General features: G+C 69.9%; 13 protein-coding genes. 8 read left to right on the forward strand and 5 right to left on the reverse strand.

Features of this window, described 5'->3' with window-relative positions:
* Positions 1–249 precede the first annotated feature (249 nt).
* The 5 genes from ABZ470_RS36595 (at position 250) to ABZ470_RS36615 (ending at position 4,160) form a co-directional block, all read left to right on the forward strand.
* Positions 250–603, forward strand: a complete 354-nt coding sequence (locus tag ABZ470_RS36595; RefSeq protein WP_352013692.1) for a YbaB/EbfC family nucleoid-associated protein — start codon at positions 250–252, stop codon at positions 601–603.
* A gap of 4 nt (positions 604–607) precedes the next feature.
* Positions 608–1,207 carry a recombination mediator RecR gene (gene recR / locus ABZ470_RS36600; protein WP_352013693.1) on the forward strand — a complete coding sequence of 200 codons (600 nt, stop codon included), beginning with the start codon at positions 608–610 and terminating at the stop codon, positions 1,205–1,207.
* On the forward strand, positions 1,200–1,730 hold the full coding sequence (locus tag ABZ470_RS36605; RefSeq protein ID WP_352013694.1) for a DUF5063 domain-containing protein: 531 nt from the start codon (positions 1,200–1,202) through the stop codon (positions 1,728–1,730). The genes recR and ABZ470_RS36605 overlap by 8 nt, the downstream gene beginning before the upstream one ends.
* Before the next feature lie 91 nt (positions 1,731–1,821).
* The gene (locus tag ABZ470_RS36610) at positions 1,822–3,096 is read left to right on the forward strand and encodes an aspartate kinase (protein ID WP_352013695.1); all 1,275 of its coding nucleotides are present in this window, start codon (positions 1,822–1,824) and stop codon (positions 3,094–3,096) included.
* Positions 3,093–4,160 carry an aspartate-semialdehyde dehydrogenase gene (locus ABZ470_RS36615; RefSeq protein ID WP_352013696.1) on the forward strand — a complete coding sequence of 356 codons (1,068 nt, stop codon included), beginning with the start codon at positions 3,093–3,095 and terminating at the stop codon, positions 4,158–4,160. The genes ABZ470_RS36610 and ABZ470_RS36615 overlap by 4 nt, the downstream gene beginning before the upstream one ends.
* A gap of 97 nt (positions 4,161–4,257) precedes the next feature.
* Here ABZ470_RS36615 and ABZ470_RS36620 read toward each other — a convergent pair whose 3' ends face one another.
* Positions 4,258–4,902, reverse strand: a complete 645-nt coding sequence (locus ABZ470_RS36620; RefSeq protein WP_362917245.1) for a hypothetical protein — start codon at positions 4,900–4,902, stop codon at positions 4,258–4,260.
* 481 nt (positions 4,903–5,383) lie between these two features.
* Here ABZ470_RS36620 and ABZ470_RS36625 point away from each other — a divergent pair, with 481 nt between their 5' ends.
* Positions 5,384–6,160 (forward strand): hypothetical protein, encoded by a 777-nt coding sequence (locus ABZ470_RS36625; protein ID WP_362782069.1) that lies wholly within the window; start codon positions 5,384–5,386, stop codon positions 6,158–6,160.
* 57 nt (positions 6,161–6,217) lie between these two features.
* Here ABZ470_RS36625 and ABZ470_RS36630 read toward each other — a convergent pair whose 3' ends face one another.
* Positions 6,218–7,423: a hypothetical protein gene (locus ABZ470_RS36630; RefSeq protein WP_362917247.1), complete on the reverse strand. Its 1,206-nt coding sequence runs from the start codon at positions 7,421–7,423 to the stop codon at positions 6,218–6,220.
* A 216-nt stretch (positions 7,424–7,639) separates the two neighbouring features.
* Here ABZ470_RS36630 and ABZ470_RS36635 point away from each other — a divergent pair, with 216 nt between their 5' ends.
* Complete coding sequence (locus ABZ470_RS36635) at positions 7,640–9,070, forward strand: amidase (protein WP_362917250.1); 1,431 nt, start codon at positions 7,640–7,642, stop codon at positions 9,068–9,070.
* Here the strand turns inward: ABZ470_RS36635 and ABZ470_RS36640 are convergent.
* Positions 9,048–9,815: a nucleotidyltransferase gene (locus ABZ470_RS36640; protein WP_362917252.1), complete on the reverse strand. Its 768-nt coding sequence runs from the start codon at positions 9,813–9,815 to the stop codon at positions 9,048–9,050. The two genes, ABZ470_RS36635 and ABZ470_RS36640, sit on opposite strands and share 23 nt — an antisense overlap.
* Positions 9,816–9,838: 23 nt before the next feature.
* Positions 9,839–10,252: a VOC family protein gene (locus ABZ470_RS36645; protein ID WP_352013702.1), complete on the reverse strand. Its 414-nt coding sequence runs from the start codon at positions 10,250–10,252 to the stop codon at positions 9,839–9,841.
* 129 nt (positions 10,253–10,381) lie between these two features.
* Between ABZ470_RS36645 and ABZ470_RS36650 the strand changes: the two genes are divergently transcribed.
* Positions 10,382–10,738 (forward strand): YkvA family protein, encoded by a 357-nt coding sequence (locus ABZ470_RS36650; protein WP_352013703.1) that lies wholly within the window; start codon positions 10,382–10,384, stop codon positions 10,736–10,738.
* On the opposite strand, the gene ABZ470_RS36655 is transcribed toward ABZ470_RS36650, so the two are convergent.
* Positions 10,735–11,931, reverse strand: coding sequence for an amidohydrolase family protein (locus ABZ470_RS36655; RefSeq protein WP_352013704.1), 1,197 nt, complete (start codon positions 11,929–11,931; stop codon positions 10,735–10,737). The genes ABZ470_RS36650 and ABZ470_RS36655 overlap by 4 nt on opposite strands.
* Between the last annotated feature and the right edge of the window lie 159 nt (positions 11,932–12,090).

Here is a 12,090-nt window from a genome sequence, read left to right on the forward strand (position 1 = left end):
CGCAACGTGTGTGCAACCTGGAATCGGTTACCTTCGCAGCGCACGCCGTCGTGTGCGGCCGCTCCGGCGCGTGCGCCGTCGGGTCCCGGACGTCGTGGAGGGGGGCCGGGACCCGACAGGATCGTCGTGAACCGGCGGACCGGGTTTAGTCACCACATGGGGGGAACACGGGCATGGGCCAGTACAACACCCGCCTCTGACCCCGTAGGCTCGTGACGACTGACGTCACGGACGAGGAGCACAACGACGGTGAACCCAGGGGATGTCAACCTGCAGCAGCTGCTGGAGCAGGCACAGCTCATGCAGCAGCAGCTTGTGAGCGCTCAACAGGAGCTGAACGACGCCCAGGTCGAGGGCTCGGCGGGCGGCGGGCTGGTCGTCGCCACGGTCAACGGCGGCGGCGAGCTGCTCGAACTGAGGATCAGCGCCGAGGCCGTTGACCCCGGCGACCCCCAGGACACGGCCGACACCATCGCCGACCTGGTCATCGCGGCGATCAGGGACGCGGTCCGCGCCGCGGCCGACCTCCAGCAGGAGAAGCTCGGCCCGCTCGCACAGGGACTTGGGGGCGGCAGCGGCCTCGGTCAGCTGCCCGGGTTCTGAAGCCATGTACGAGGGGGTCGTCCAGAACCTGATCGACGAGCTGGGCATGCTGCCCGGAGTCGGCCCGAAGAGCGCCCAGCGGATCGCCTTCCATCTGCTGTCCGCCGAGCCCGCCGACGTGAAGCGGCTCGCCCACGCCCTGCTTGAGGTCAAGGACAAGGTCCGTTTCTGCCGGACCTGCGGGAACGTCGCCGCCGACGAGGAGTGCCGGATCTGCCGCGACGCCCGGCGCGATCCCCACGTGATCTGCGTGGTCGAGGAGTCCAAGGACGTCGTGGCGATCGAGAAGACCCGTGAGTTCCGCGGGCGTTACCACGTGCTCGGCGGCGCGATCAGCCCGATCGACGGGGTCGGCCCCGACGACCTGCGCATCCGCGAGCTGATGACGAGACTGGCCGACGGCCAGGTCACCGAGCTGATCCTCGCCACCGACCCCAACCTTGAGGGGGAGGCGACGGCGACCTATCTCGCCCGTCTGGTGAAGCCGATGGGGCTGAGAGTCACACGACTGGCCAGCGGGCTGCCCGTGGGCGGTGACCTCGAATACGCCGACGAGGTCACCCTGGGCCGCGCGTTCGAGGGAAGGAGGCTGCTGGATGTCTGACGCATGGGGTGCTCTGGCGGAACGGGTCGCCGGGCACGCGGAGAACTACATCGACGGTCTGACCAGGCTGGCGAACGGTGAGGGCGGCGACGCCATCCTGTCGTTGCTGCTGGTCGAGGTCGCGCAGGTCAGCTCGGCGGGCGCGCAGCTCGGCGCCAGCCAGGACGTGATCCTGTCCGGCAACTGGGAACCGCACCTGAGCGAGGACCCGGACGTCGACGCGGTCCGTACGGCCCTGGCCGAGCGGCTCGGCCCGGTCGACGACTACGCCGAGGTCTTCGACCCGTACAAGGACACCGCGGTCACGCCGTACCGGCTGTCGGACGACCTGACGGCGGTGGCCGCCGACCTTCTTCACGGGCTCAGGCACTACCAGGCGGGGCGTCCCCTTGAGGCGCTGTGGTGGTGGCAGTACTCCTACTTCAACACCTGGGGCAACCACGCCGGGGCCGCGCTGCGCGCCCTGCAGGCACTCGTCGCCCATACTCGGCTGGACGTGGCCGAAGAGCGCACAACCGTGTGATTGTCCACATAGTGGGCCAAACCAGAAGTGCGCTACCCGGGCGACAGTAGACTGAGAGCTCCACAGCCCTAGATTGCTTCGGAGACATCTCGTGGCGCTCGTTGTTCAGAAGTACGGTGGTTCGTCCGTCGCCGACGCGTCCTGCATCAAGCGGGTCGCCCAGCGGATCGTCGCGACGAAAAAAGCCGGCAACGACGTCGTGGTGATCGTCTCGGCGATGGGCGACACCACCGACGAGCTGCTCGACCTCGCCCAGCAGGTCTCGCCGCTGCCGCCGGTGCGCGAACTCGACATGCTCCTCACCTCGGGTGAGCGCATCTCGATGGCGCTGCTGGCGATGGCGATCGCGAACCTGGGCCAGGAGGCCCGCTCGTTCACCGGCTCCCAGGCCGGGGTGATCACCGACTCCTCGCACGGCCGAGCCCGCATCATCGACGTGACGCCGGGCCGCATCAGCGAGGCGATCGGCGCCGGTCAGGTGGCGATCGTGGCCGGGTTCCAGGGGGTCTCCCAGGACACCAAGGACATCACCACCCTCGGCAGGGGCGGTTCCGACACGACGGCCGTGGCGCTCGCCGCCGCCCTCGAAGCCGACGTGTGCGAGATCTACACCGACGTGGACGGGGTCTTCACCGCGGACCCGCGCATCGTCCCGGTCGCCCGCAAGATCCCCAAGGTCTCCTACGAGGAGATGATGGAGATGGCGGCCTGCGGCGCGAAGATCCTGCACCTGCGCTGCGTCGAGTACGCCCGCCGCTTCAACCTGCCGATTCACGTAAGAAGCTCGTTCAGCACCAAGGAAGGCACGTGGGTCATCTCCGACCCCGACAGTGAAGGAACACAGATGGAGCAGCCGATCATCTCCGGCGTCGCGCACGACCGGAGCGAGGCCAAGATCACCGTTGTCGGGGTGCCCGACAAGGTCGGCGAGGCTGCCACGATCTTCAAAACGCTGGCCGACGCCGAAGTCAACATCGACATGATCGTGCAGAACGTGTCGGCGGCGGCGACCGGTCGGACGGACATCTCCTTCACGCTGCCCGCGAGCGACGGCTCGACGGCGCTGACCGCACTGAAGAAGATCCAGCAGAACATCGGCTTCGAGTCGCTGCTGTTCGACGACCAGATCGGCAAGGTGTCGCTGATCGGCGCGGGCATGCGCTCGCACCCCGGCGTCACCGCGACGTTCTTCGCCGCCCTCGCCGACGCGGGGGTGAACATCGAGATGATCTCCACCTCGGAGATCCGCATCTCGGTGATCGTCGGGCAGGACGAGGTGGACTCGGCGGTCAGCGCCGCCCACCGCGCGTTCAATCTCGACGCCGACCAGGTTGAAGCTGTGATCTACGGAGGTACCGGCCGATGAGCCGCAAGCCCACCCTCGCTCTGATCGGCGCGACCGGTGCCGTCGGCACCGTCATGCGCGACATCATCTCCAACCGGGAGGACATCTACGGCGAGATCAAGCTCGTCGCGTCCGCCCGGTCCGCGGGCAAGGTCCTGCGGGTCCGCGGTGAGGACCTGGTCGTCCAGGAGCTGACCGCCGAGGTCTTCGACGGCGTCGACATCGCGATCTTCGACGTGCCCGACGAGGTCTCCGCCGTATGGGTGCCGATCGCCGCCGAGCGCGGCGCGGTCGCCATCGACAAGTCCGGCACCTTCCGGATGAACCCCGAGGTGCCGCTGGTGGTGCCCGAGGTCAACCCGCAGGCGGCGCGCAACCGCCCGCTGGGCATCATCTCGACCCCCAACTGCACCACGCTGTCGATGATGGCCGCGATGGGCGCCCTGCACACCGAGTACGGCCTGCGCGAGCTGGTCGTCTCCTCCTACCAGGCGGTCTCCGGCGCGGGTGTCGCCGGTTCGGGACGCCTCTACGACGAGGTCGAGGCGCTCGCCGGCGACCGGACGGTCGGCCAGAGCGCCGGTGACGTGCGCAAGGCCCTGCAGAACAAGCTCGGTGACGGCGAGTCTCCCTTCCCCGCGCCGATCGCGTTCAACGTCGTGCCGTGGGCGGGTTCGCTCAAGGACGGCGGCTGGGCCTCGGAGGAGATCAAGCTCCGCAACGAGTCCAGGAAGATCCTCGGCATCGACGACCTGAAGGTCTCCGCGACCTGCGTCCGTGTCCCGGTGATCACGACCCACTCGCTGGCCGTGCACGCGACCTTCGAGCGGGAGATCACCGTCGCCGACGCGCACCGCATCCTGGAGGCGGCGCCGACGGTGGTCGTCATGGACGACCCGGCCAACGGAGTCTTCCCGACCCCGGCCGACGTCGTCGGCACCGACCCCACCTACGTGGGCCGGGTTCGCCAGGCGCTCGACTTCCCCAACACCCTCGACCTGTTCGTCTGCGGCGACAACCTCCGTAAGGGCGCCGCCCTGAACGCGGCGGAGATCGCCGAGCTGGTCGTGGCCGAGCTCTTCTAGCACGTCGTCGTCGCCGGGCGGGTCGTCTCATGGACGGCCCGCCCGGCGTGGTTTCCCGGGCATCCGGTTTCCCGGGTGACAGCGGCGTTCCCGGGCGTCAGCGGAAGAGGATGTCCCAGTGGTCGGACTCCCTGGCGTAGACGGTCTGTGAGTCCCCGTAGAGCGGGGCGCCGTCACCCCTGACCCGCTGGTAGGGATACTTGCTCTTGATGTAGCGGCTGACGCACCGGTTGGGCTTGATGTCCAGCTTGTAGCCCTCGTAGTGGCTGTACAGGCCGGGGGCATGGCCGACCTCGGTGCCTCCGGTGATCACGATGGGGCACCCGCTCTCGCGCTTCAGGCCGATCACCCTGTTCACCGTGTCCGTCCTGACGGCCTCAAGTGAGGTGCACCGCCCGTTGTCTCGGCTGGCGCACCGGCCTGAGGACTTCCGGCCGAGACCGGCCCGCTTCAGCAACTGGGCGGCCTGCGTGTGGGCGAGCCGTACCGAGGGCAGGCGGTGGGCCGTCTGGGCGCTGGTCCGCGCCTGGCCCTTTCTGACCGGGGCCTTGGCCTCGGGCTGCCGGGCCTCACTCAGCCCTTCCCGTTCCCACAGTCCCGTGCCGAGGTCGGCGGGCTCGCGCAGGGCTACGGCCTTCAGGTACAGGTCACGGGTGTAGCGCCTGGCGGCCTCCAGGGCGTTGATGTCGTAGCGGCCGGTGCTCGGCACCCGTGCGGACGCGTCGGACGAGTCCGCGATCATGACGGCGACCGGCGAACTGGCGGCCCCGGTCTCGGCGTTTCCGTCCGAGGCCAGGGCGATGAACGATATCTGCAGAGCCAGAAGTGCTCCCGCCGTAAGCCGGGCCGCTCTCCGTCTACAGGGACGTTTCCCCATTTTCTATCCCTTGTCGCGGAAGCCCTTCCACAAGAAGGATCAATCCCACGCCGAACCGGTGGTGACCCCCGAACATCGCGAAATTTGCCCCGTGCTGGCGATCACCGTGCCCCCCGCTGAACAGGCCTTACGCCAACAAACGCGACAAAGTAGCCGGTTTCCGCAGGGTGTGCCGTACGGCCTCGGGGAGAGAAGATCGCCGAAACGGACGGGGAAAGTGTGCCCGCAGTACCGGGTCATCCGGGATCGCCGATTTCGTGAGTGAACTGTGGCGGAACCGTAGGCATCTGTGTAATGAAAAGATTACCCTAAGTAGTTACATTCATGGTTGATCCGAGGGAGTCCCATGGGCTGGATAAGCGTGCTGGTGGTAGTCGCCGTCGCGATCACGCTGATCGCGCTTCTCGTCCTCAGGAGGAGGGGGCACGAGGGGGAGGACAACGGCTCGGCGTCGATCGACTTCGCGGCCAACCTCGCCCTCGCCATCTACCTGCTGGTCCTGGCCTACGCCGTCGTGCTGTGCCGGGACGCCATCTCCACCTCGCAGACCGACGTCCAGGCGGAGACGGAGGCCCTCAGCGAGCTGTACTGGTCGGTCGCGCCCATCCCCGAGGCGGGGCCCATCCGGGCCCAGATCAGGGACTACTCCGCCAAGAGCGTCTCCCTCGACTGGCCGCTCATGGCCCACGGTGAGATGTCCCCGGTCCCCACGAAGCTGCTTGAGAACATGCGTGCCGAGGTGCTCAGACTCAAGCCGGCCGACGACGCGGGCAAGACCCTCCAGCAGGACGCCCTCAGCCACATCTCCGACGTCTTCCACTCCCGCGCCGTACGGGCCGACGACGCCAACACCGGTCTTGAGAGCATCTTCGTGATCTCCATGCTCATCTCCGGGCTGCTGGTCGTCGTGCTTCCCTGGACGGTCGGGAACCGGCCGACGGGCGCCTCGGTGGTCGGCGACCTGGTCAGGGTGACCGTGGTCGTCGTCGGGGTCGGCTTCATCATGCTGACCGGTCGCCCGTTCAACGGCCTGGGCTCGGTCGGGCCCGACGACTTCGTTGCCGTGCAGCAGCAGTACGACCAGATCGACGCCCAGTTCCCCGCGAAGCTGCCCGAGGGCTGAACGGGTCACACGTAGGAGGCCCGGTTGGCGACCGATCGCCAACCGGGCCTCACGCGTTTATCTGCGCGGCCTGCGCTTGAGCAGGGCGACCGCGGTGACCGAGATGACGCCGGTGAAGAGCACCAGGATGACCAGCCTGCGGTCGGTTCCCTGGCGCCGTTCGGCGAAGCGGTCCTGGATGCGCTGCCGTCGCATCCCGAGGACCGAACTCTCCGGGCTCGGCGACACCGTGGGAGGCGGCGTCGGCGGAGTCGGGGTGGGTGTCGGCGGTGCCGGGACGACGGCGACGGGCGAGACCTGGACGGGTCTCGGCGGCGGCGGTGGCGCGGGTGGCTCCGGGGTGGTGGGCGGCGTCGGAGCGGGTGGCTCCGGGGTCGTGGGCGGGGTCGGGGTGGGGGCAGGCGGCTCGGGCGTCTGGGGAGGCGTCGGAGCCGGGGTCTGCGTGGGCGGGGGTGTCGGGGTGGGCGTGGGGGTGGGCGGAGGAGCCGGGGGCGGGGACGTCGGGGTGGGGGTCGGTGCGGGCGGCGGAGTCGGCGTGGGGGCCGGGGGCTCGACCGTCGGGGTGGGGTGGGGAGCGTGACAGGACTCCCCACCGAGCAGCAGCGAGACGATGGGCAGGCAGATGACGGGTCTCACGGCCTTGGCGAGCGGCTCGCAGTGCGGGACCAGGCCGAGCAGCGGCCCCAGCAGGCCGTGCCCGCAGGACGGCGGCCCGACCCTGACCCCGGACCCGGCCTCCTCGTCGGCGGCCTCGCCCTGGCCCGTGCCTTGGGTTCCATCCTGGGCCCCATCCTGGGCCCCATCCTGGGCTTCGTCCTGAGCCCCGTCTTGAGCCTCGTCCTGAGCCCCGTCCTGGGCCTCGCTCTGGGCTCCACCTTGGGTTTTGGCCGGGGCCTCTTGGGCTTTGGCCGGGACCTCCGGGGAGGCCTTGGGCGGAGCCTCGGCCGGAGTGTCGGCAGAGGCGTCACTCCCGCCCGCGGGGCCGGGCCTGTCGGGAAGGTCGGCTTCGGGCTTCACCCGGGCCTGCGCCGTGACCGACGTGGCCGGGGGCCCGGTCCGGGATGCCTGATGAGTCTGGGGCGTCCCCTCGGTTTGAGGCGGGGAGGCCTCGGGGGTGGTGTCCTGGCCCGCGTCGTACGGCGGGGCGCACTCGGGCGTCCCGTTCCGGGTGGCCGTCAGACATTGGCCGGGAGAGTCCTGGACACCGGCGAACGCCGCGACGGCTCCCCCCGTCACCGGGGCGGCCACACAGGTCGCCAGCACCGCCGTACCCAGAAGTGCGTGTCGTCGTTTTCCGCGCCGGTTTTTCGTCACATAAACGTTCTAACATTTAACAGAGTGTCACGGTAGGGTAATGAAACCCTTGCGAAGATCCACCCACGGAACCACGTTTCCCCCCTGGATCGGGAAGGATGTGGCCACGGCCTCGAAAGGCCCCGAGAGCCTTTCGAAGGGGTGCGTTCGGCAAGGAGTGAGGCGTTGGACGAGCTGTTCGACCTCGACGCGGTCGGCCAGGCGGAGGCGGTGCGCGCCGGTGACGTCTCGCCGAGAGAGCTCGCCGAGGCGGCGATCGCGAGGATCGAGACGCACGACGGGGAGATCAACGCGGTCGTCCACCGCAGGTTCGAGCGGGCGCTCGCGGAGGCCGACAGGCTCACCGGGGACGCCCCCTTCCTGGGGGTGCCGACCCTGCTGAAGGACCTGGGCTGGAGCATGGCGGGTGAGCCGTACCGGGCGGGCTCCCGGGTGCTCGACGGCGTCGAGGTGGCACGGGACGGCTACGCGCCGGCCAAGCTGCGCGCGGCGGGGTTCGTGGTCCTCGGCCGGACGAACACCCCCGAGTTCGGCACCGCGATCACCACGGAGCCCAGGGCCTTCGGGCCGACGCGTAACCCCCATGACGTCCGCTACAGCCCCGGCGGGTCGAGCGGCGGGTCGGCCGCGGCGGTCGCCTCGGGCATGGTCCCGGTGGCCGCGGGCAGCGACGGCGGCGGGTCGATCCGCATCCCGGCGAGCCTGTGCGGGCTGGTCGGCCTCAAGCCGAGCCGGGGGCGGGTGAGCTACGGGCCGGCCGTCGGCGAGGCCTGGGCGGGCTTCTCCACGCCGGGCATGCTCTGCCGTACGGTCAGGGACAGCGCGGCGACCCTCGACGTGATCGCCGGGGCGATGCCGGGCGACCCGTACGGCGCGCCCGTCTGGCCCCGGAGCCTGGCTCAGGAGGTCGGGGCCGACCCCGGACGGCTGCGGATCGGCTTCCTCACCGAGCACCCGGGGCGCCCCGGTGAGACCGACCCCGACCTGACGGCCGCCGTGTTCGGCGCGGCCCGGCTCCTTGAGTCGCTCGGCCACGGCGTCGAGTCCGGCGGCCCCGAGGCGCTCACGGAGAAGGACTTCGCGCTGCACTTCGGCACGGTCGTCGCGGCCCACCTGGCCGCCGACCTTGAGGACTTCGGGCGCTGGCGCGGCAGGCCCGTCGATCTCGACGAGCTTGAGGAGCGCAACCGCATCCTCGGGGCGACCGGGCGAGGGCTCAGCGCGGTCGACTACGTGGCCTCACGCGACTGGATCGACGGGTTCCGCCGCAGGATGGCCACCTGGTGGGAGTCCTTCGACCTGCTGCTCACCCCGTCCCTGGGGGCGGCGCCGTTCCCCATCGGCTGGCTCGCCTCCGACGACGTCAGCATGGCGCGGGGCCGGATGAACCAGGCCGTGGCGTTCAGCTCGCCGGTCAACGCGACCGGCCAGCCCGCGATCTCCCTGCCGCTTCACCGGACCTCGGGGGGGATGCCGGTCGGTGTCCAGCTGGTCGCGGCGGCGGGCCGGGAGGACCTGCTGATCCGGGTCGCCTCCCAGATCGAGGCCGCGGCCCCCTTCGAGCACACCGCGATCAGGCACGCGACCTCCCGCTGACCGCGTCGATCTCCGAGGCGAGGAAGGCGACGGTCAGCTCCGCCCTGAGTGTGGGCCATCCGTCGTCCTGGACCGGGCCGGGCCGGGCGTAGCGCCGCCGTTCGATGTCGTCGACGATCCGTGTGGGGGCGCCCATCTCCCTCAGTACGGCCAGCGCCCGGTGTTTGGTGACGAGTCTCCCCTCCCTGAGGGTCACCGTGGCCCGGGCCAGGGTGAGCATGGCCGCGTCCACCCAGATGTCACGGAGCCACAGGTCGGGGCGGTCGAGCAGCGGGCGCCAGAACTCCCGCAGGTCCCAGGCCACGAACCCGGCGAGCTCCTCGTCGGTCACCGGCGGCAGGAGGGTCGCGGGGGGCGGGCCGTACAGGACCAGGCCGAACTCGTGGAGCTCGCGTCTGGTCACCGGGGTGATCGGCCGGTGGGTGACCTCCTCGTGCGCCCAGGCGAGGTGGGGCCGTGCGGGGTCGTCCAGTTCGGTCGTGACGACGTAGCCGCAGTGCAGCTTCGCCGCGAGCGGTACGGCGGCGCCGAGGCGTTCGTGCATCAGGGTGAGGCCGGACTCCTCCTCGGGGGAGCAGGGGCGGCTGAGGACCGCCACGAGATCGAGGTCGCTGCGGCCCGGCTGGTAGTCGCCCGCGGCCAGGGAGCCGTGCGCCCAGACCGCGAGCAGCGGGACCATGGGGACGAGGCCGGTGACGAAGCGGTCGACGAGGGCGGCGGTGGGGGCGTGTTCGGTCACGGTCATCCCTTTCCCCGGCCGCCCGTGCGTCAGCCCTGGCTTCGGTTCTGGCTGAGGAAGACTTCGAGCTGGATGCCGTCGGGGTCCCGGAAGGCGAGCAGGGCGAAGCCCGCCTCGGGGATGTCCTGGACGCCGGAGTGGGTGACCCCGGCCTCGGTGAGGCGGGTGGCCCAGGCGTCGAGCTCCTGCCGGGTGTCCACGGTGAACGCCAGGTGGTCGAGGCCGGTCCTGCGCTCGTTGAACTCCGCGTCGCCGTCCTCGTGCTTGTGCCTGGTCAGCCCGATGACGACCCCGCTGGGGTGCCGCATGAGCTGCCGTTCGAAGCCCGCGTTGTTCCAGGGGAACAGGGGTGCGAAGTCCAGGACGTCGCCGTACCACCGCACGGAGGCGTCGAGGTCGCGCACGTTCAGCGCGATGTGGTGAACCCCGGAGAAAGTCGTCATCTGTCTCACCTTTCACGTGATGGACATAACCCTAGATTCCTCGGGAACCGTCCACGAGGAGTACGCGTTATATCTTGAGGCGACGGGGTAGAAGGCCGTCGACGAGCGTGCCCCCCGAGGAGGGTTCCCATGGCGAAGGCAGCGCGTGCGGCACAGGCATGGCGGGTCTACAAGCAGGTGTCCCAGCCGGGTTCACCGGGACTCATCACCAGACTGCGCACCGTTCCGAGGATGGTCGGCGCGGTGACGCGGGGCCGGTACCCCGGCATGAGCAAGAGCAGGCTGGCCATGCTCGGCCTGGGCGTGGTCTACATCCTCTCGCCGATCGACGTCATCCCCGACTTCCTGGCGCTCGTCGGGGTGGCCGACGACTTCGGTGTCCTGCTGTGGCTCACGGCCTCGCTGCTCGGCGAGAGCGGACGCTATCTCGACTGGGAGCGCAGGAACATCCAGGCGAGCGTCTTCCCTCCCGAGCACGGGCGTTAGAGCTGTTCCATCCTGAGCCAGGCCCGTGACGGCAGCGGGTGGCCGAACAGGCGGGCGGCGTTGCCGTAGGCGACCCTGGCGATGTCGGCCGGGGGCAGGTTGCCAAGGTTCGTCGCCACGGTCTGCTGGGTGTCGGGCCAGGTGGAGTCGGAGTGCGGGTAGCCGCTCTCCAGCAGCACGTGTTCGAGGCCGACCGCGAAGCGCACCCCGGACAGGGCGTGGTCGTTGAGCGTGCCGAAGAAGAAGTTGCGCCGCAGGACCTCGCTGGGCTTGAGCCCGCCCTCCCAGGCGGCCTCCCCGGCGACCGGGTGGTCGAGCGCGTAGTCGGCACGTTCGGCGAGCATCGGCAGCCAGCCGACCCCGCCCTCCACGATGAGGATCCGCAGTGCCGGGAAGCGCAGCGGGATGCCCGACCAGAGCCAGTCGGCGCAGGCGAACATGGCGCTCGCGGGCATCAGCGTGGTGATCGCCTCGATCGGTGTGTCGGTCGAGGGGACGGGGGTCCAGGAGGCGGAGCCGGTGTGCAGGCACACGACGGTGCCGGTCTCCTCGCAGGCCTGGAAGAACGGGTCCCAGTGGTCGGTGTGGATGGACGGCAGCCGCAGCCGGGTGGGGAACTCGGGGAAGAGCACGGCCTTGAACCCCCTGGCCGCGTTGTCCCTGATCTCCTTGGCCGCGACCTCGGGGTCGGTCAGCCAGGGCAGTTGCAGGGCGATGATCCGCTCGGGGTAGGTGCCGGCCCAGACGTCCACGTGCCAGTCGTTCCACGCCCGCGTGATCGCGAGGCCGAGCTCCTGGTCGCGGGTCTTGGCGAAGACCATCCCCGACTGCCCGGCGAGCATGCCGGGAAAGCACAGCGCCGCCCAGACACCCGCGCGGTCCATGTCCTCGACCCGCGCGTGGATGTCGTGGCAGCCGGGCCGCATGTGCTCGAAACGCACCGGGTCGAGCGTCCACTGCTCACGGGGCAGCCCCGCGCCCACGTCGAGACCCGCACACGGGTAGGTCGCGCCGCCGTACCGCCAGACCTGGTGCCCGGAGTCGGTCTCGACCACCTTGGGGGCGAGATCGGCGTATTTCTCGGGGAGCCGGTCGAGGAACATGTCGGGTGGCTCGATGAGGTGGTCGTCAGCGGAAATGATCACATAGTCCCGCCGCCGTGGCTCGGGGTCGGGCAGCAGCGGCGTAGTCACGCGGTAAACCGTACGTCGCTGACGTCACACTGAACAACCTGCGAGATATCCGCTTGGTATCTGTGTCTCATCCCATCTACCCCTGTGTGTCCGGTAACCGGCGGAAGGCCCACAGGAGGGTGTCCGGAGGGGTGCGTCCTGGTTTCTCGCGTTCGTGTG

This window comes from Streptosporangium sp. NPDC020072 (genome assembly GCF_040631445.1).
Taxonomy (GTDB): domain Bacteria; phylum Actinomycetota; class Actinomycetes; order Streptosporangiales; family Streptosporangiaceae; genus Streptosporangium.

Excerpts from the sequence above, each read along its gene's own strand:
- ABZ470_RS36605 (WP_352013694.1), top strand. The coding sequence starts at position 1,200 with ATGTCTGACGCATGGGGTGCTCTGGCGGAACGGGTCGCCGGGCACGCG.
- ABZ470_RS36650 (WP_352013703.1), top strand. The coding sequence starts at position 10,382 with ATGGCGAAGGCAGCGCGTGCGGCACAGGCATGGCGGGTCTACAAGCAG.
- ABZ470_RS36645 (WP_352013702.1), bottom strand. The coding sequence starts at position 10,252 with ATGACGACTTTCTCCGGGGTTCACCACATCGCGCTGAACGTGCGCGAC.
- ABZ470_RS36620 (WP_362917245.1), bottom strand. The coding sequence starts at position 4,902 with ATGATCGCGGACTCGTCCGACGCGTCCGCACGGGTGCCGAGCACCGGC.
- ABZ470_RS36625 (WP_362782069.1), top strand. The coding sequence starts at position 5,384 with ATGGGCTGGATAAGCGTGCTGGTGGTAGTCGCCGTCGCGATCACGCTG.
- recR (WP_352013693.1), top strand. The coding sequence starts at position 608 with ATGTACGAGGGGGTCGTCCAGAACCTGATCGACGAGCTGGGCATGCTG.
- ABZ470_RS36640 (WP_362917252.1), bottom strand. The coding sequence starts at position 9,815 with ATGACCGTGACCGAACACGCCCCCACCGCCGCCCTCGTCGACCGCTTC.
- ABZ470_RS36615 (WP_352013696.1), top strand. The coding sequence starts at position 3,093 with ATGAGCCGCAAGCCCACCCTCGCTCTGATCGGCGCGACCGGTGCCGTC.